This window comes from Glycomyces luteolus, assembly GCF_027622875.1.
Taxonomy (GTDB): domain Bacteria; phylum Actinomycetota; class Actinomycetes; order Mycobacteriales; family Micromonosporaceae; genus Glycomyces; species Glycomyces luteolus.
The window spans coordinates 180,906-199,709 of record NZ_JAPZVP010000003.1 but is presented as its reverse complement, the minus strand read 5'-3'; the positions used below and the strand labels follow the sequence as shown (position 1 = coordinate 199,709).

At 70.6% G+C, this 18,804-nt stretch carries 15 protein-coding genes and 1 pseudogene; 9 read left to right on the top strand and 7 right to left on the bottom strand.

The features are described from left to right. Positions 1-167: 167 nt before the first annotated feature. Entirely contained in the window at positions 168-1,292 is a 1,125-nt protein-coding gene (locus tag O1R50_RS04820) for an NAD(P)/FAD-dependent oxidoreductase (protein WP_270108754.1), read from the bottom strand. Between the two features lie 49 nt (positions 1,293-1,341). Then, complete coding sequence (locus O1R50_RS04815) at positions 1,342-2,184, bottom strand: RNA polymerase sigma-70 factor (RefSeq protein ID WP_270108753.1); 843 nt, start codon at positions 2,182-2,184, stop codon at positions 1,342-1,344. A 61-nt stretch (positions 2,185-2,245) separates the two neighbouring features. Here O1R50_RS04815 and O1R50_RS04810 point away from each other — a divergent pair, with 61 nt between their 5' ends. Both O1R50_RS04810 and O1R50_RS04805 read left to right on the top strand, forming a co-directional pair. Further along, complete coding sequence (locus O1R50_RS04810; protein ID WP_270108752.1) at positions 2,246-2,983, top strand: YqjF family protein; 738 nt, start codon at positions 2,246-2,248, stop codon at positions 2,981-2,983. 72 nt (positions 2,984-3,055) lie between these two features. Beyond that, entirely contained in the window at positions 3,056-3,943 is an 888-nt protein-coding gene (locus O1R50_RS04805) for a hypothetical protein (RefSeq protein WP_270108751.1), read from the top strand. 10 nt (positions 3,944-3,953) lie between these two features. Here the strand turns inward: O1R50_RS04805 and O1R50_RS04800 are convergent, their stop codons facing one another. Then, positions 3,954-4,949 carry an amidohydrolase family protein gene (locus O1R50_RS04800; RefSeq protein WP_270108750.1) on the bottom strand — a complete coding sequence of 332 codons (996 nt, stop codon included), beginning with the start codon at positions 4,947-4,949 and terminating at the stop codon, positions 3,954-3,956. Positions 4,950-5,014: 65 nt separating this feature from the next. After that, entirely contained in the window at positions 5,015-6,796 is a 1,782-nt protein-coding gene (locus O1R50_RS04795; protein WP_270108749.1) for a hypothetical protein, read from the bottom strand. Between the two features lie 117 nt (positions 6,797-6,913). Here O1R50_RS04795 and O1R50_RS26275 point away from each other — a divergent pair. Beyond that, a pseudogene (locus O1R50_RS26275) lies at positions 6,914-7,951 on the top strand (S66 family peptidase). A 9-nt stretch (positions 7,952-7,960) separates the two neighbouring features. Here the strand turns inward: O1R50_RS26275 and O1R50_RS04780 are convergent. Then, positions 7,961-8,896, bottom strand: a complete 936-nt coding sequence (locus tag O1R50_RS04780; RefSeq protein ID WP_270108746.1) for a diacylglycerol/lipid kinase family protein — start codon at positions 8,894-8,896, stop codon at positions 7,961-7,963. 107 nt (positions 8,897-9,003) lie between these two features. Continuing rightward, positions 9,004-9,543, bottom strand: coding sequence for an AAA family ATPase (locus O1R50_RS04775; protein ID WP_270108745.1), 540 nt, complete (start codon positions 9,541-9,543; stop codon positions 9,004-9,006). A 148-nt stretch (positions 9,544-9,691) separates the two neighbouring features. Between O1R50_RS04775 and O1R50_RS04770 the strand changes: the two genes are divergently transcribed. Next, positions 9,692-10,906, top strand: a complete 1,215-nt coding sequence (locus O1R50_RS04770) for a glycosyltransferase (RefSeq protein WP_270108744.1) — start codon at positions 9,692-9,694, stop codon at positions 10,904-10,906. 6 nt (positions 10,907-10,912) lie between these two features. Here O1R50_RS04770 and O1R50_RS04765 read toward each other — a convergent pair whose 3' ends face one another. Then, entirely contained in the window at positions 10,913-11,575 is a 663-nt protein-coding gene (locus O1R50_RS04765) for a cellulose binding domain-containing protein (protein ID WP_270108742.1), read from the bottom strand. Positions 11,576-11,822: 247 nt separating this feature from the next. On the opposite strand from O1R50_RS04765, the gene O1R50_RS04760 reads away from it, so the two are divergent. The 5 genes from O1R50_RS04760 (at position 11,823) to O1R50_RS04740 (ending at position 18,799) form a co-directional block, all read left to right on the top strand. Continuing rightward, positions 11,823-14,150, top strand: a complete 2,328-nt coding sequence (locus tag O1R50_RS04760) for an FdhF/YdeP family oxidoreductase (protein WP_270108741.1) — start codon at positions 11,823-11,825, stop codon at positions 14,148-14,150. Between the two features lie 6 nt (positions 14,151-14,156). Continuing rightward, a complete protein-coding gene (fdhD, locus tag O1R50_RS04755) occupies positions 14,157-14,978 on the top strand; it encodes a formate dehydrogenase accessory sulfurtransferase FdhD (RefSeq protein WP_270108740.1) in 822 nt (273 codons plus the stop codon). A 254-nt stretch (positions 14,979-15,232) separates the two neighbouring features. Next, positions 15,233-16,930: a DUF6055 domain-containing protein gene (locus O1R50_RS04750; protein ID WP_270108739.1), complete on the top strand. Its 1,698-nt coding sequence runs from the start codon at positions 15,233-15,235 to the stop codon at positions 16,928-16,930. A gap of 144 nt (positions 16,931-17,074) precedes the next feature. Continuing rightward, on the top strand, positions 17,075-17,479 hold the full coding sequence (locus tag O1R50_RS04745) for a hypothetical protein (protein ID WP_270108738.1): 405 nt from the start codon (positions 17,075-17,077) through the stop codon (positions 17,477-17,479). A 114-nt stretch (positions 17,480-17,593) separates the two neighbouring features. After that, entirely contained in the window at positions 17,594-18,799 is a 1,206-nt protein-coding gene (locus O1R50_RS04740) for an exonuclease domain-containing protein (RefSeq protein WP_270108737.1), read from the top strand. The last annotated feature ends 5 nt before the right edge of the window (positions 18,800-18,804 follow it).

Genomic DNA, 18,804 nt, shown 5'->3' with positions numbered 1-18,804 from the left:
TCCAGCGGCGATTCGACACGTGGGGCCTGATCGCCGCCGCCGCTCTGACCGACGCGTCCGAACGCACGGACATCACCGCACCGCAGGGCCCCTTCCCGCTGAACCGGGCGATCCTCGAAGGGGCCGATGCGGTCCTCCATGTCAGCGAAGGCCGCGCGGCGAACGCGTTATGCCGCAAGGCGGTTGCGGCGGCCTCCGGTCCGGCCGGTCATGCGGGCAGGGATCGCCCGGCGCGACCGGTAGAACTTCAGGGGGCTGCCGCTGACCGCCTCCTTGTACGCGATCGCGGCCTTCCCCTTGAGGTACCAGCGGCTCGGCGTGTCGTCGGCGTTCGTGAACTGGATGACGGCGTCCTTGCGGCCGAGCGACACCGGCTGGTGGATGTAGCCGAACCGGAACGGCTTCGGCTCCTTGCCGCGCAGCCGCCGCGTGATCGACTCGGCGGCGTGCGCGGCCGACGGGATGCCGCTCTGGCAGGTCCCGTGGATCACGCCGTAGGCCTGGCGGATCGCGGCGGCGTCGCCGATCGCGTAGATCTCGGGGTGCGAGACCGAACGCAAGGCCGCGTCGACCAGGACCCGCCCGGTGTCGTCGGTCGCGATGCCCGCCTCGGCGGCGAGCGGCGCGACCCGGACTCCCGTGGTCCACAGTGCAGTGTCAGTGGGAATCCGCTCCCCGCCTTCGAGGACCACCGCCTCGGGTGCCACCTCGGCCACGGTCGCGCCAGTGCGGACCTCGACGCCGAGCCTGTCGAGCGCCCGCATCAAGTGCGCCTTCGCCTTGGGGCCCATCATCGAGCCGGGCTCGCCGCGGCTGAGCAGCCGCACCCGCATCCGCGGGTAGGCCTCGGCGATCTCGGTCGCCGCCTCGATGCCGGTGAGCCCGGCCCCGCACACCGTGAGCGTGCCGTCGGGGCGCTCGCGCAGGCGCCCGGCGAGGAGCGGGTCGTCGATGGTGAAGGCGCCCTTGACTTTGCGAGTGGCGCTGCCGATCGCGTAGACGAGGAAGTCGTACCGCAGCTCGCGCTCGTCGGTGAGGACGACCCGGCGTGCGGCGGGGTCGATGGCGGCGGCCCGGCCTTCGACGAAGCGGATGCCCGCCGGTGCGACGAGGTCCGGTATCCGGTGGTCGCCGAGCTCCTGCCCGGCCGCGACCTGGTGCTGGCGCAGACGCTCGTCGAAGCGGTCGGTCGGGTTGAGCAGCGTGACGCGGGCGTCGCGGTTGCGGTGGGCGATGCCGTGGGCGGCCATCATGCCGGTGTAGCCGGCGCCGATAACGAGGATGTCATTCATGCCCCAAGGACGAGACGGCACCATCGAACGTGAGTTGATGTGACGATCATCACAGATTGCCGAGTTTCTCGGGGTTGCTGACCAGGTGAATCTCCTCGACCACCCCGTCGACCAGGTACAGCATGACGACCGCCGCGGCAGCCTCGCCCGACCGGATCACGATCGCCGGGCCGCCGTTCACCTCCGCGAACTCGATGCTCGGATCCTCCGGCATCCGCCCAGCGAACGTGACCAGCGCCCGCGCCACCAGCTCCAGGCCCTGAATCGCCTTGCGCGGCGCCGGAGCCAGCCCGCCCCCGTCGCACACCAGCGTGACGTCCGGCGCCAGGATCGCCATCAACCCCGCCAAATCACCGCCCGCCGAAGCCTCCATGAAGGACTCCACCGCGCGCTTCCTCGTCACCGGATCGGTGTCGTACCGCCGCCTGCGCCCCTCCACATGCTCCCGGGCCCGCATCGCCGTCTGCCGCACCGACGCCTCGCTCCGGTCGAGGATCTCGGCGATCTCCCTGTGCGAGTGCCCGAACGCCTCGCGCAGCACGAAAACTGCCCGCTCCAGCGGCGACAGCGTCTCCAGGACCAGCAGCATCGCCGAGGACACCGTGTCCGCCAGCGCCACCTCCTCGGCCACGTCCCCGCCGGTGAGCACCGGCTCCGGCAGCCACGGACCCACATACGACTCCCGCCGGACCTGCGCGCTCCGCAGCCGGTCGATCGCCAACCGCGTCGTCACCTTCACCAGGTACGCCGTCGGATCCTCCACCGCGTCCGCATCGACACCGCTCCAGCGCAGCCACGCCTCCTGGACGATGTCCTCCGCGTCCGTGACCGTCCCGAGCACGCGGTACGCCACGGCCTGCAGCAGCCCGCGCCGGTCTTCGAAGATCTCCACGCTCCGCAGCGTAGGCGCCGATGCCCTGCGCGCGCCAGCGCGGTCCTGCCATGCTGGGCGAGTGCACCAGTCGCCCGAGCCCGTGACCCCCGAGCCGCCCGCGCCGATCAGCCGCCCGCTGCTCACCCAATCCTGGCTCGACCTCGCCTTCCTTCACTGGCAAGTGCCCCAAGCCGACGTCGCGCCCCTGCTCCCCGCCGGGACCGTCCCCGACACCTTCGAAGGCGCCACCTACGTCGGCCTCATCCCCTTCCGCATGCACCGCGTCGGCTGGTTCCGCCTCCCCGGCATCCCCTACCTCGGCACCTTCCCCGAAACCAACGTCCGCCTCTACACAGTGGATGGACAGGGCCGCCGCGGCGTCGCCTTCCTCTCCCTCGACGCCGCCCGGCTCCTGCCCGTACTCGCCGCCCGCATCGGCTTCCGCCTGCCCTACCTCTGGTCCCGCATGCGACTCCGCGCCGCCGGCGACACCCGCACGTACACCAGCGCCCGCCGCTGGCCCGGACCCCGCCCGGCCCACTCCCGCATCACCGTCCGCATCGGCGAACCCCTGACCGCCCCAACGCCACTCGAACACTTCCTGACCGCCCGCTGGGGACTCCACCACACCGTCGCCGGGCGGCTCCACTACCTCCCGAACGCCCACCGGCGCTGGCCCCTGCGCCGTGCCGAACTCGTCGATTGCGAACAGAACCTCCTGGCCGCGGCCGGGCTGCCGCGAATCGTGGGCGAGCCGATGAGCGTCCTCTACTCGCCGGGCGTCGCGGTGCGCCTTGGCCGCCCGCGGCGCGCCTGAGCTCCACGCCCGAGCCGGGTTCGCGGGCCCGGACTACGATCGGCGCATTTCCCTTGAAGGCGAAGAGGAGCCATGGAAGCCGCAGCGACGCCACCCGACTTCGGCCACGCCGTGCAGTCGCGGGACGAGACCCCTTCCGGCGACCGCATCGCGATCGCCACCAGCGCCTACCTCGTCTGCCTCGACCGGGCCGGGGCCGAACTGTGGCGCTTCGACTTCGGGCCGAGCACCGGCGAGAGGGCTAACGCCCGCACCAACTGCCGCTTCTCGCTCGACGGGACCGCGGTCTGGCTCTACCGCCCCGACCTCTACTCCGGGCACGGCGAGATCGACCGCTGGTTCGCGCTCGACGCGGCCACGGGCGCGATCCTCGGCGACGCGGCCCTGCCGACTTACGGCGGCCACGGCGGCTACCACGTCGTCCACCCCGACGGCGTCCACGTCCTCCTCGAGGTCGGCTGCGGCCAGGACGGCAGCTACCTCTTCAAAGGATGGATCGACGACGGCGTCATGACCTCGGCCCCGTGGCCGGTCGCCGACGACCCCCATCAGTGCGACCAGCGCATCGCCGCGCTCTCCTCGGACGGCGGCCAGGTCATGGCGTTCGAGCACGACGACGCAGCAGTCACGTTCCGCGACTTCCCCTCAGGGGCCGTGCAGTGGCAGATCGCTTTGCAGGACTTCGGCTTCGACCTCGACTCCGACCAGATCGAGACCATCTTCCTGTGGTCCGGCCGGTACGTCGACGACCGCATCGCCATGGTCGAGTTCAAGGGGGAGACCGGCGAGCTCGACGAAGACGACGAGGACGAGCCCGCTTGGGCGGCCGACGGCCTCGGCGAGTGGGAGGACTACCGCGCCTACGTCGCCATCGATCTGCAGGCGCGCCGAGTGCTCGGCCCCGCGGACGCCGACGGCGCCCACACCGGCGATCACCCGCGCTTCGTGCCCGAACCCTAAGAGGGACCGCTCAGCCGTCGAGCTCGGCGAGCATCGCGGCACGGCGTCCGTCCGAAGTGAACGCCGCGCGGATCGCGTTGCGCGTGAACCCGGCGAGCTCCCGGGCGCCCAGACCCAGCCCGGCCGCCGCCGCGTACTCCCGCTCGATCGTCGTGCCGAGCTGCACCGGGTTGTCCGTGGCCAGCGTGACCGCGACCCCGGCCTCGACCAGCCGCAGCAGCGGATGCTCCTCAAGATCCGGCAGGACCCCGAAGAACTCGTTGCACGTCAACGCGCACTCCAACGTCACGCCGCGCTCGACCAGCAGGCCGAGCAGCTCCGGATCGGCCGCGGCGTGGACGCCGTGCCCGATCCTGGTCAGACCCGGCATGCGCGCCGCCGCGGCGATGTTCGCCGTCGACACCTCGCCCGCGTGCGCCGTGATCCCCAGCCCGACCCCGGCGAACCGCTCCGCGAGCCGGTACATGGGTGCCCAATCCGCTTCGGTGTCGTACGGCGCGTAGAGGAAGTCGATCCCCGCGAGACCCTCACCGGCAGCTCGGACGCACCCGTCGGCGAACGCGTCCGCACGCTCGCGATCCTGCCCCGCCCCGATCACGATCGCCAGCGCCTCGGCGCGGAGCCGCGGAAAGTCGGCCCGCACCCGCCGCTCCGCCTCCCGGAACATCGACATGAAGCCCTCACGCGTGACCACTTCACCGCCGCAGCGGATCTCGACGTAGCACGCACCGGCCGCGGCGTGGTCCCGCATGAGCGCCGCGAACCGCGCGACGAACAACTCGTCGTCCTCATCGTGTTCGATCCCGACCGGCTGCACCGACCCGATCCGCTGCAGCCGCTCCTTGCCGGGCGGCACCTCGGCCGCCAGCCGCCGACGCCACGCCGACCAGTCGTACGGGTCCCGGCACTCACGCTCGGCCAGCACCAGATCGAGGTACCGCGTCGCCTCCTGGTGGACGTGCAGATCTGCTTTGGGCAGGCTCGCAAATGCATCCGGTGCGCTCATCACCCGACCCTAGCGAGCGGCGGCCGACGCGGTCAACGACGGCCGCCTCCCCCATCGCCGAGCCCCTACCAGGGAATGCCCAGCGACGCCGCGAGCTCCTTCGACCCCGAGACGACCTTCGCGAACCGCTTCGGATCGCCTTCCCTGAACTGGCTTGCGATCCGCTCGACCGCGATCCCGACCGCCCGGTCGTCCACCGCTGCCGCGTCTGGAATCTCGGTCCGGTACACGAACTGCAGCCACGGTCGATCTGATGCGGACGACGGCGCATCCGGATACGAGAAGGACAGCTCGAGGATGGAACGGTCGGAGTTCCAGGAGTTGACAAGGCCGAGCCGACAGTCCCAGCGAGCCATGAGATCGGGGGCCAGCCGCTCCCGCAGCAGCCTGGCCGCGCGCCGCGCGGGCCACTCCCACGTGAAATCGCTTGAGACGCGTGCGATCTCGGCATCGTAGGCGGCGGCGTCGAACACGAGGCGCTCCCGATGCTCATGGGCGCTGCGGGTCCTCCGGAGCTCCCACTCCACGCGACCACCGGCCTCGTCCCGCCTGATCTCGGCGTACAGCGCACCGCAGCATTCCTCAACGCAGTCGGGATCGGCGATCTTCACGTCCCTAGGCTCCACTGTGGCTACCAGACCGCTCTCGCACTGGAGGACCCGATCCGGCATCGCCGCGACCCCGAGACTGAACACGCGCGGTACGAGCGGCATCCCGTCGATGAGCAGATGCGTCCGCACCTCCTGCCTCGAACCCGGAGGCGGCACCGCGACCCGGATCGCCAGTCCCTCGGGGAACCCGGCGATGGCGCCTCGGCGTGCCTCGAGGACTCGGCGTTGCAGCCAGATCAACTCGCTGTCGCGCGGGTGCCGCTCGAGCGCCGCCGTCACCGACGCCCAAGCCGCGGGCGCGGCCAGCGCGGACTCCAACCCGGCGATCACCTGCTCGCGCCGGCCGGGGGAGTAGGGCAGGAAGGCGGCGGTGCCGTAGGCGACCTCGTCGATGAGGCACGCGATCGACATGAGCGCTGGGACGCCCTCGCCCAGCAGGCTCGGGGACTCGGCGGCCGCCACGACCGTCGCGGCGAGCGCGTCGTTCCCCTCGATCCACTTCGGAGTGCCTTGGATGTCGCCGATCATGGTCAGGAGCGCGATCGTGTCGGCGACCGAGAGCGTGGTCATGAGCGCGTCGATGTCGGCTCGAGGCGACCCTGCGAGGGCGGCCGCGAACTGCTGCCGATCGGTGCGCGGTGCGCGCATGGCCAGCGCGAACTGGTGGGGTGCGGGGAACTCGAGGCGCCGGACGGCCTTCGAGGCGAGGTACCCGTAGTTGCGGCCGAGATGGCCCAGCGTGCGGATCAGCGAGGCGTCGGCCGGTTGCACGACCGTTTCGATGAGCTGGAGGCCCACGAAGATCTCGCCGCTGGAGACGCCGGTATGCAGGAGATGGAGTGCGATGGCGCGCGTCTGCTCGGGCTGGAGCCCGAGGCCGAGCATTTCGGGATCGAAACGCAGTCGGCGATGGTCGCCGAGGCGGCGAAGCCGGTCGCCGAGCCGCTCCAGGTCTGCCGTCGAGCCGGACACGGCGGACCGGACCCACTCGGCCAGTTCGGCCAAGGCGGCGTCGCGTTCGCGCTTGTAGGCCCCGAATTCCTCGCGGGTCCTGGTGCGCCGATCCGGCAGGAGCGTCCGCTCGACCGGGCCGGGGGTATCGATGGACTCGCGAAGGGCTTTGACTTCCGCTGGAGGGAGCGGGCCTTCGGGGAAGCGCCCGCAGAGTTCGCGGACGCGGTGGAGGACAGGGACGGGGTCGGGTTCGAGCGCATTGCGCTCGCCGGACCGCGTCATGAACCTTGGGTGCTCGTTTCGTTGAACATCATGGGCGTCAATCTACTCCACCCGCGCCGCAGTCGGCGATCAAGCAATGGACGGCATCGCGGGGCGCCGCGTCGGTAGCCTTGCCTCGTGCCGCATTACCCGCCGAAACCGGTGCCAGGAGACCAGGTCGCGATCGTCTCGCCGTCCTCCGGGCTGCCCGCGCTGCTGCCGCTGCCGTACGAACTCGGCCTGCGCCGCCTCCGCGAATCGTTCGGGCTCGTCCCGGTGGAGTACCCGGGCACGCGCCGGTGGGGCGCGAGCCCGGCCGAACGGGCCGCGGACCTGCACGCGGCGTTCGCCGACCCGACGGTGAAGGCCGTCATCAGCAGCGTCGGCGGCGACGACCAGATCACGGTGCTCCCGCACCTCGACCGCGACCTCATCGCGGCGAACCCCAAGCCGTTCTTCGGGTTCAGCGACTGAACGAACCTGCTGGCGCTCCTCGCCGAGACCGGGATCGTCGGCTATCACGGCGGCGCGGTCATGACCGCGTTCGGCCGGCCCGGCGCGATGCATCCGGCGACGGAGGCGTCGCTGCGAGCGGCCCTCTTCACCACCGGCCCTTACACGCTCACCGAACCCGCCGAATTCGGGGAGACCTCGGGAGACTGGGCCGACCCCGCCACGTTCGAGCGACCGCCCGACATGCGCGAGGCCGCCGCGTGGGAGTGGCGCCACCCGGGCCCGGCGGTCGAGGGCCCGACCTGGGGCGGGTCCCTCGAGATCGTCTCCTGGCTGCTTATGGCCGACCGCTGCGTCCCGGGCCCGGACCGGCTCGACGGCGCCGTGCTGTTCTTCGAGACCTCAGAGGAGATGCCGAGCGCCGACGATGTGTACCGCGTCCTGCGCTCGATCGGCGAACGCGGCTGGCTCGAACGCTGCGCCGCGTTCCTGATGGGGCGGCCGAAGTCGTCGAGCATGGATCGCCGGCTCGACGCGTTCGACGCCGACCGGTTCCGGGCCGAGCAGCGCGAAGCGGTGCTGCGGGTGCTCGACGAGTACGCGCCCGGTAAGCCCGCTGTACTCGGAGTCGATTTCGGGCACACCGACCCGCAGTTCACCATCCCTTACGGCGGAACGGTCCGCGTCGACGGCGCGACCCGATCCCTCACCGCGATGTACTGAGCGCCCGCCTCAACGCACCCGCACGGCGCCGGGCTGGATTTCGATCGTGAAGCCCGACGTCTCGCCCAGTTCGTCGCCGTCGACCTCCAGCGCTCGCGGCTCGGACAGGACGACCGACACGCTGCCGACCCTGGCGTGCGTCGCGGTGTCGGCGCTCTCGGCACGTTCCCGGCCGGTGAAGAACCGCCGGATGCCGTTGTCCCACACGAACGATCGGACCGTGTCGAGCCATTGACCGATGCCTTCGGCGCTCAGCAGGAGCAGATCGAGTTCGCCGTCCGAGGGGTCCGCGTCCGGCAGGAGCGCGACGCCGCCCTGGAGCGTGCCGCAGTTGCCGACGAGGAGTGTGTGCGCCTCCGTGCGTTCGGGTGCCGCGCCGTCGACGGCGATCTCGATGTCCACGACCTCGCTCGAGCTGAGGGCGCGTCCCAGCGACTCCACATAGGCCAGCCACCCGACCTTGCTCTTGAGGTCGTCGTCGGTCTCGACGATCATGTGCGCATCGATGCCGATTCCCGCGATGACGGCGAACGCCCGGCGTACCTCCGCATCGTTCACGTCAGTCGTGACCCAGCCGAGGTCGATGGCGCGCGACCGGCCCTCGAACGCCCGCGTGAGCGCGCCCCCGGGGTCGCCCAGCGGCACGCCGAGATTGCGCGCGAGGAGGTTGCCCGTGCCGAGCGGGACGATCGCGAGCTCGGCGGCGTCGTCCTGCGCCAGTCGCTCGGCGACCGCTCGCACGGTCCCGTCACCGCCCGCCGCCACCACGACTTCGGCACCCGCCGCGAGCGCGTCGCTCGTCGCGCCCTGGCCGGGGTCGTCGGGGCTGGTCTCGAACCACATGACCTCCGCGTCAGCGGCGCTGGCGGGGAGTGCGCCCTCGAGGTCCTCGCGTGAGGTCTTCGACGGATTCCAAACGATCGCGATCCGGCTGCCGGCCATCATGCTCCCCTTCCGCGCCTCTCAGCGCCGCCGCTTCGTCTGAAGAGGACTGCCAGCGTACTGCCCCTGGGCGGCAGGGCGCCCCGCGACCCGCGGCCGGCGATACCCGATCAGCGAGACAAATAGTCGTGAATCTTGTCCATATTGGTCTCAAGCGGGTCGGCGGCGTCGGTGACGAGCCGTTCGAGCGTGAACGACGGCAGCTCGGCGCGCATGCGCTCGACGTGCGCCCAGTCGATCTCATGCCAGCCGGGGATGCCGCGAACCCGCCCCTCGACCCGGCTCCGATGCAGCTCCACATCGCTGCAAGTGCATTCGACGACTCGCAGCCGCGCACCGTACCCGGCCGCGATCCCGGCCCAGCGCTGCGCGGTGTCCTCGTCGAGCACGCAGTCGGTGATCGCCGACTGGCTCAACCGGAGCTGCCGTACGACCAGCGTCTCCATGAGGCCGTCGTGGAGCGCCAGGTAGGTCTCTTGATCCAGGTCGTACAGGACCCCGTGCGGCTTCAGCGAGCCCAGCAGCCAGTCCGCGGCGAACACCGGCACGCCGGTCGCCCGGCTCAGGCGCTCGGACAGCGTCGACTTGCCCGTCCCGGGCAGGCCGGTGAATATGATGACCTGCGGATCCGAAGGGTTCACATGACTCATCGGAAGCCTCCCGAAGCTCGAAGCCGCCCACTGAAAGAGCGCGGCTCCAGCTATCCTCCCGCACGTGCAGGCCCGCCGCGGCACCGGTCCCTTGCGCCCGCACCCCAGAATGGTCGGCTCAGGCCGATACCGTTCGAACGGGGAACCGATGCGCGTACTGCTCTCGACCTACGGTTCGCGCGGAGACGTCGAGCCGATGGCCGCGCTGGCGGTCGGCTTGCGCGCGCTCGGTGCGGGGGCCGTGGTGTGCGCGCCTCCCGACCCCGAATTCGCGCGGCTCCTCGCTGACGCGAACGTGCCGATGGTCCCGATAGGCCGGGCGGTACGCCCCCTCGTGACCGGCACCGGGCCGCCGCCGACCGGCGCCGTCGCGGACCGGACCGCCGCGCTCATCGCCGACGCCTTCGACCGGATCGCCGCGGCCGCAGCGGATTGCGACGCGATCGTGGCGACCGGCATGTTCCCGGTCGCCGCAGCGGCCCGCACCGCCGCCGACGCGCTCGGTCTCCGCTACCGTCACGTCAGCCTCCAGCCGACCCTGCTGCCGTCACTGCACCATCCGCCGCCCGAACGCCCCGGTCACCCGCTGCCCGCCGGCATCGCCGACAACCGGACACTCTGGACACACGACGCAGCCAGCATGCAAGCCCTCTACGGCGAGGCCGTCAACCGTCTCCGAGTCGGGACCGGACTGCCGCCCTTGGGGAACGTCCGCGACCACGTCTACACCGATAACCCCTGGCTCGCCACCGACCCGGTGCTGAGTCCGCGTCTCCCGTCCGACCTCCCCGTCGCACAGACCGGCGCATGGACACTCACCGACCAGCACCCGCTCGCACCCGACCTGGAAGCCTTCCTCGCCGCGGGCCCGCCGCCCGTCTACATCGGATTCGGCAGCATCCCGCTGCGCCCCAAGGAGGACGCCGCACGTGTGGCCATCGGCGCCGCCCGAAGACAAGGCCGCCGCGTCGTCCTCGCCAGCGGCTGGGCCGACCTCGCCCCCATCGACGTCCACGACGACTGCCTCGCCGTGGACGAGGTCAACCAGCAGGCGCTGTTCCGGCGCGTGGCCGCCGTCGTCCACCACGGCGGCGCGGGCACCACGGCCACCGCCGCGATCGCCGGTGCGCCCCAAGTGGTCGTCCCCCAGATCGTGGACCAGCCCTACTGGGCCCGCCGCGTCGCCGAACTCGGCATCGGCGCCCACCACACCGGTCCCGGCATCACCACCCGGTCTCTCAGCGCCGCAATCGAAACCGCCCTCACGCCCGAAACCCGTCACCGCGCCGCCGAAGTGGCCGCCTCGATCCGCACGGACGGCGCGACCACCGCGGCGAGGCTCCTGCTCGACGCCTCCGACTGAACCGACTCAGGCCCGGGCCGTGCAGGCCACCGCATCCGGCAGCTCGGCGTGGTCGCCGACCGTCGCCTGGAACCCCGCGATCGCGTTCTCCTCTGGATCGAGACGCCCGTTCCAATCCTCACTGCCGTATCGGCCGTCTTCGAGTTCCCGCATGGCCCAGTGGTTGTAGATCTCCACGTCACGCAGATCGAGATCGATCTCCCACGACGCCGACGCGACGCTTCCGGTGCTGACCACCTCGACCGTGACCTCGACCGAGTCGTCCCACGCATTCTCGAGCGTCAGGTTCGCCGTGCACGAGGCCGGCGCGGCCGCTTCCGTCGCCGCCGAAGCGGTCTCGCTCGGCGCCGCCGGTGTGGGACTCGCACTCGACGGCTCCGCGGAGGTGGCCGCCGCGCTCGACTCCGAAGGGGATTCCACCGTCGCGCTCGCGGCCCCCGCGGACGCCGCCCCCTCCGACTCGGACTCGCCGTCCGGAACCGACGGCGTCTCAACGCCCTCGATCACGTCCACCGGATCCCGGTCGGGCCCCTCACCGAACACCCCGAACTGCCACAGGGCGATCAGGGCTGCGACCGCCGACACCCCGCCGAGCACCTGCAAAAGACGACCGTGCAGACGACCGCGCCCGCCAGGAGCATCATCATGCGCGCCAGCAGCATCGCCCATGCACCACCGCCTTCCACAAGGGACACTCTCGCGGGGCCGGGACGGTGGACCCGCGCCGGTCCGCACCGTTCAGCCTACCCGGGCTACCATCCCCGAACGGTCCGTGATGATTCGCCCCGATACCCCCTACCCTGCCCCCAAGAGCTGGGATTTCTGCCCCAAAACGGTGCCGCGACGAAACCCTCCCGCGCGGCCTGAGCGAGTGTTCCCCGCCCGACGCCGCCGCGCGCCGACCTACACTGCACCAATGAGCAAGGCGCCCGAACTCGACCCCGCCCAGGACACGCCCGACGTCCGACGCCCGAAGCACCACGCCGTCGGCCTGCCCGCCGTAGCCAGCTCGATCCGGGTCGTCGGCACCCAAGCGGGCGTCAAACGCGGCCTGCCGCTCCTGCGCGACGTCAACCAGGCCGGCGGCTTCGACTGCCCCGGCTGCGCCTGGCCCGAACCCGGACACCGCCACCCCGCCGAATTCTGCGAGAACGGCGCCAAAGCCGTCGCCGAAGAAGGCACCCGCCGCCGCGTCGACCCCGAATTCTTCGCCGCGCACCCCGTCGCCGACCTCGCCGGAAGATCCGGCTACTGGCTCGGCCAGCAAGGCCGCCTCACCCAGCCCGTCCACCTCGCCGAAGGCGCCACCCACTACGAACCGATCAGCTGGGACGACGCCTTCGCCCTCATCGCCGCCGAACTCGCCGCCCTCGACCGCCCCGACGCCGCCGCGTTCTACACCTCCGGTCGCACCGGCAACGAAGCCGCGTTCCTCTACCAGCTCTTCGCCCGCAAACTCGGGACCAACAACCTGCCCGACTGCTCCAACATGTGCCACGAGTCCTCCGGCTCCGCCCTCGCCGAGACCATCGGCATCGGCAAGGGCAGCGTCACCCTCGACGACCTTTCCCAGGCCGACCTCATCATCGTCGCGGGCCAGAACCCCGGCACCAACCACCCGCGCATGCTCACCGCCCTCGAGAAGGCCAAACGCGCCGGCGCCCGCATCGCCACCGTCAACCCCCTCCCCGAAGCGGGGATGCGGCGCTTCAAGAACCCGCAGACCGCGCGCGGACTCGCCGGACGCGGCACCGACCTCACCGACCTGTTCCTCCAGATCAAAGTCGGCGGCGACCTCGCCCTCTTCAGCATCCTCAACCGGATGCTCCTGCGCGCCAGCACGACCGACCCCGGCGCCATCGACCGCACGTTCATCGACACCCACACGCACGGCTTCGACGCCTTCGCCGCGCACCACGGCATCCACGACCCCGCGGGCGACGCCGCCGCGCTGGACGAGGCGGTCCAGCGGACCGGCCTGCCCGCGGCCGAGATCGAGCGGCTCCTGGCGATGGTCCTGGCCGCCGACAAGATCGTGGTCTGCTGGGCGATGGGGCTGACGCAGCACCGGCATGCCGTGCCCACCATCCGGGAGCTCGTCGCGTTCCTGCTCCTGCGCGGCAACATCGGGCGGCCGGGCGCCGGAGTGTGCCCGGTGCGCGGGCACTCGAACGTGCAAGGCGACCGCACGATGGGCATCTGGGAGCGGATGCCCGACCGGTTCCTCGACGCGCTCGGCACGGAATTCGACTTCGCGCCGCCTCGCGACCACGGCCTCGACACGGTCGGCACGATCCGCGCCATGCGCGACGGCCGCGTCAAGGTCTTCTTCGCGATGGGCGGCAATTTCGTCGCGGCCACGCCTGACACGGCGTCCACCGAGGCGGCGATGCGCCGCTGCCGACTCACCGTGCACGTGTCGACCAAGCTCAACCGGTCGCACGTGGTGACCGGGGCGCGGGGGCTCATCCTCCCGGCGCTCGGCCGCACTGACATCGACGCGCCCGGCGGGCGCGAGCAGTTCGTCACGGTGGAGGACTCGATGGGCATCGTCCACGCCTCCCGCGGGAGCGTGCCGGCGCTGAGCCCGGAGATGCGATCCGAGGTCGCGGTCGTGGCGGGCCTCGCCCGGGCGGTCTTCGGGCCCGGCGATCCGGTGCCTTGGGAGGACTTCGCCGCCGACTACGACCGCATTCGCGCGCGGATCGAGCGGGTCGTGCCCGGTTTCACGGACTACAACGCGCGGGCCCGCGTGCCCGGCGGTTTCGCGCTACCGCACGCGCCGCGCGACGGACGCGTGTTCCCCACGGCCACAGGCAAAGCCAACTTCACCGTGAATCCGGTGACGTCGCCGGAGGCCGGTGCGGGGCGGCTGGTGCTCCAGACGCTGCGCAGCCACGACCAGTTCAACACCACGATCTACGGGCTCGACGACCGCTACCGGGGCATCCACGACGGGCGTAGAGTCGTGCTCGTCAATCCCGAGGACGCCGCTGACCTCGGTCTCGTCGACGGCGACTACTGCGACCTCGTGAGCGAATGGTCCGACGGCGACCGCCGGGCCCCGCATTTCAAGATCGTGCACTATCCGACCGCGCGCGGCTGCGCCGCCGCGTATTTCCCGGAGACGAACGTGCTCGTGCCGCTCGACTCGGTGGCGGAGTTCAGCAACACGCCCACCTCCAAATCGATCGTGGTGCGCTTCGAGCCCGACAGCGGCGCCGAGACCCCGAAGGGAACCTGAAGTCCGATGGGCCGCGTTACCGTCCGCCGCAAGACCACTCGCCTCGCCGGGGAGCACCGCTCCGAGCGGGTCGACACCCTCGCCGTCGAAGAACCGCTCGAGCTGCGGGTCGGGGGCGAATCGCTGCAGGTCACCATGCGCACCCCGGGGGACGACTTCGATCTCGCCACCGGGTTCCTCCTCGCCGAGGGCGTGATCACCAAGGCGCGCGACATCGTGAGCATGCGCTACTGCGCCGGCGTCGACGCGAACGGCGAGCAGACCTACAACCTCCTCGACATCGTCCTGGCCGCCGACCTCCCCGCCCCGCCGAAGTCGGCGAAGCGGAACACCACGGTCACCTCGGCCTGCGGGGTCTGCGGCAAGGACAGCCTGGAGGACGTCCGGACCAAGGCCGCCTGGAGCGTCGCCGAAGACGACACCGCGATCAGCGCCGAGGTCCTCGCCTCCCTCCCCGACCGGCTCCGCACGGCGCAGAAGATCTTCGACCGCACCGGCGGCCTCCACGCCGCGGGCCTGTTCACCTCCGAGGGCGAACTCCTCACCGCCAAGGAGGACGTGGGCCGCCACAACGCGGTCGACAAGGTCCTCGGACAGGCCCTGCGCGAGGGCCTGGTCCCGCTGCGCGGCAAGATCCTGGCCGTCTCGGGTCGCGCCTCCTTCGAGCTCGTCCAGAAGGCGGTCATGGCCGGAATCCCCGCGCTCGCAGCGGTTTCGGCCCCGTCCTCCCTCGCCGCCGACCTCGCCGAGGAGTCCGGACTGACGCTCGCGGGCTTCGTCCGCGAGGACACGATGAACCTCTACACCCGCGCGGACCGCATCGTCTGACTCACGGTTTACCGGCGACCACTGTTGCGGCAGTGGCCTGCTGGCATCAGGACCCGCTTTGTCCGTATCAGGAGATATATTTCTGAAAGTCACCGATCTTGTGCTCATGAATTCCATCGCGATCTAATATTTACGTCCGTAAATATTAAGTGCGGTCGGGGTCGCGAGTTTCCGTCGGGCGTGCTCGCGGGAGCGCTGCGGCAGCGGCCGCGGGCGCACCGATGTCGTTGCGCCCGAGCGAAGGAGCGCAGCTCATGGAAGTCAAGCGAAGTCGGAGACGGCGGCTCGGGGCCGTCGGATTGGCGGTAGGGGCGGTCCTGGCCGCTTCCGTCGCAGTGGTGGCGGTAGTTCCGGCATCTGCCGCCGCCTGCGACGCCGTCCAGTACTCGATCACGTCGCAGTGGGGCACCGGCCACAACGCCGCGGTGTCCATCAAGGCCGGTTCCGAGTCGCTCAACGGCTGGAAAGTCGAGTTCGACCTCCCCTCGGGATCGAGCGTCCAGAACGCCTGGAACGTCGACTTCACCCAGTCCGGCGCCCACTTCACCGGCGAGGACGTCGGCTGGAACGCCCAGATCCCCGCCGGTCAGACCAAAGAGGTCTTCGGCCTCACCGTGACCGGCACCGGCACCATCCCGACCGCGTTCAAGGTCAACGGGGCGGCCTGCGGCGGCACGAGCACGCCGACCGAGACGCCCAGCGAACCCGATCCCACCGGAGAACCCCAGCAGCAGAAGCAGACCCGCACCCCCGCGTTCCTCATCGAAGCCGGGGCCTCCACGAGCAACTACGTCGAGTCCGAGAACTTCACGGTCCGCTGGGGCGACGCGGTCGACGCCGTCGCCTGGGGCCGCCAGCACGGCTACGACAACTACCCGCAGTGGGTGGCGAACCACATGGAGGAGATCTGGGACTTCTACGTGGACCAGGTCGGCTTCGTCGACCCCGCCGACCACGGCCCCGGCTCGCAGTACCGCATCAACCTCTACCTGTGCGGCACCTGGTCGAACGGCTTCCTGCCGCCCGCGAACTGGGCCGGGCCCGACGACGCCGGGGTCGGCCACATGTGCCTGCCGTACGACAAGATCTGGGACGACTGGGTCGAATCCCACGAGTTCAACCACATCCTGCAGTCCTACGCCAGTGACATCAACGCCGACAACGGGAACGGCGGCGGCTGGGGCCACGGCAACCCCGTAGCGGGGCCGGTCTGGGAGGCCCACGCCAACTACATGGCGCGCATGCAGCGGCCCGAGGTCGTCCTCGGTTCCGGCTACTACCTTGAACGCCAGCACTACCGCTGGCTCGCGCAGGAGACCTACTACGGCGACTGGCTCATGTTCGACACCATCGCCGAGCTCTACGGCGCCGAAGCCGTCGACCGACTCTGGTTCGAGGCCAGGCAGGGCGAGCATCCGATCGACACGATCAAACGCGTCCTCCAGCTCGACCACCAGGAGTTCGCGACGCTCATCGGCGAGATGACCTCGAGGCAGGTCGTCTACGACTTCGACCAGGGCGCGGCCATGCGCACCGACCTGTGGCGCGGCGGCGGCAGCTACCGCCCGCTCCACACCGACCCGCTCACCAGCCTCGGCTCGAACCGCTACCGGATCGCGAACACCGATGCGCCGCACCAATACGGCCACAACATCATCCGCCTCAACCCGACCACGGGCAACGTGGGCGTCCAGCTCACCGGCGCCTCCAGCCTCGCCGGGGCCGACTGGCGCTTCCGGCTCGTGGCGGTCAAGGCCGACTTCTCGGTCCGCTACAGCCCGCTGTTCGCGCCGGGCCAGGCCGCCAACTTCTCGCTCCAGAGCGGGGAGACCCACATGATGCTCGTGGTCGCCGCGACCCCGTCGCAGCACCGCAACTACACGATGTGGCAGACCGGCGTCGGCGACCCGTTCCCGTACGAACTCACCATCACCGGCGCGACACCGTCGTGACGTCGCGGAGCGGGGCGGGCCGCGAGGTCCGTCCCGCCGGCGTCGGCTGGCGACCGAAGTCGCCGAGCAGGCGCGGCAACCGTGTTACGGTCGAGGCCATCCCCTCATCGGGTCCGATCGCATTCTCCAAGAAGCAGGCCCGCTATGGCGCACGGCGACTCCGCTCTCATCGAATCCGGACTGCAAGTGCTCAAGCGATACGCCTCACAGGGCGAAACGCTCTCCTACGGTGATCTCAACCGCGAACTCGGCGAGCCGTTCAATCTCGGCGCGCATCTTCCCGGTCAGATCGGGAAGCTCTGCGACGACATCACCACAGCCCACTCCAGCGCGACCGGACTCAAGCTCATGATCTCGGTCCTGGTCCGCGACGAGGACACGGGCCTCCCCGGCGACGGCTTCTTCACGTTGGCCGCGACCCTCGGGCATCTGGCTCCGACCGACGACGCCGATGTCAAGCGCGCCTTCGTGAAGCAGCAGGAACGGAGGGTCTTCATGGTCTTCCGGCCCGCGAAGGCGTCGACCTCCGGCTTCGCGCGCAACCACTGATCCCGGCCGCCGAACGACACCTACCTGACGACTCGGACCGTTCGTACGAGCCGCGGACACCTTCGGTCTCGCTACAGTGAACACTTCGCTGCAGCGAGACGGAGGCGAAGGGTCATGTACGCGGTTCTGGACGTAGAGACGACTGGCCTGTTCAACAAAGACCGTGTCATCGAGATCGCGATAGCACACGTCGACGGCGACGGCAGGGTCACCGGCCGCTGGGAGACCCTCGTCAACCCCAAGCGAGACCTCGGCCCGCAGGAGCTGCATGGCATCCGCTCCGCCGACGTCAGGAAAGCCCCCACGTTCGATCAGGTCGCCGGGGAAATCCTCCACCGCTTGCGCGGCCGCATCCCCGTCGCGCACAACCTCGCCTTCGACAGCCGCCTCCTCGCCCACGAATACCTGCGATTGGGCCAGGAACTGCCGAACCTCCTCGACCTCGGCGTCTGCACCATGCAATGGGCGAACTACTTCCTCCCGGAATCGGGGCGGAGTCTCCGCGACTGCTGCCTCGCTGCCGGGATCGCCAACGAACGGCCCCACGCGGCGATGTCGGACGTGCTCGCCACTGCCGAACTGCTCGCTCTCTACCTCAACAGCATGGGCCCCGAGGCGCTGTGGGCCGATCGCGCTGCGCTGGTGCGCGAACTCCGCTGGCCGACTCTGCCCACCGGTCTCGCCAAGCCCGTATGCCGTGGAGCGGGCGCGAATGAAGGCACTGATTTCCTCGCGCGCCTCGTCGACCACATTCCGCGCGTTCCCGACCCGCCGCAGGCCGACACGTACCTGTCCCTGCTCGACCGGGCGCTCTTGGACCGCCACGTGTCCGCAGCCGAATCGGACGCGCTCGTCGAAGCGGCGGCACGACTCGGCATCGGACGCCCGACGGCCTTGGAACTGCACGGCGGCTATCTCCGCGCGCTGGCCGCGGTGGCGTTGGCGGACGGTGAGGTGACCGAGGAGGAGCGGCAGGACCTGCATCGAGTCGCGGCACTGCTGTCGCTGCCGACGCATGCGGTCGGCGCGGCGCTGCAGCCCGGACCTGCCGACGGACCACTCACCACAGGTCACGAGTTCCATTTGGCGTCCGGAGACCTGGTCGTACTGACCGGCTCGTTCGCCGAATCGAAGCAGCACTGGGCCGACCGCCTCGAGGCCGCGGGCCTCAAGGTCGCACCGAACGTCACCAAGAAGACCGTTCTAGTCGTAGCGGCCGACCCGGACTCGATGTCCGGCAAGGCGGCCAAGGCACGTCAATATGACATCCCGGTCATCGGCACCGAGTCGCTCGACCTGGTCCTGGCTCGGATCCGCTGAACCAC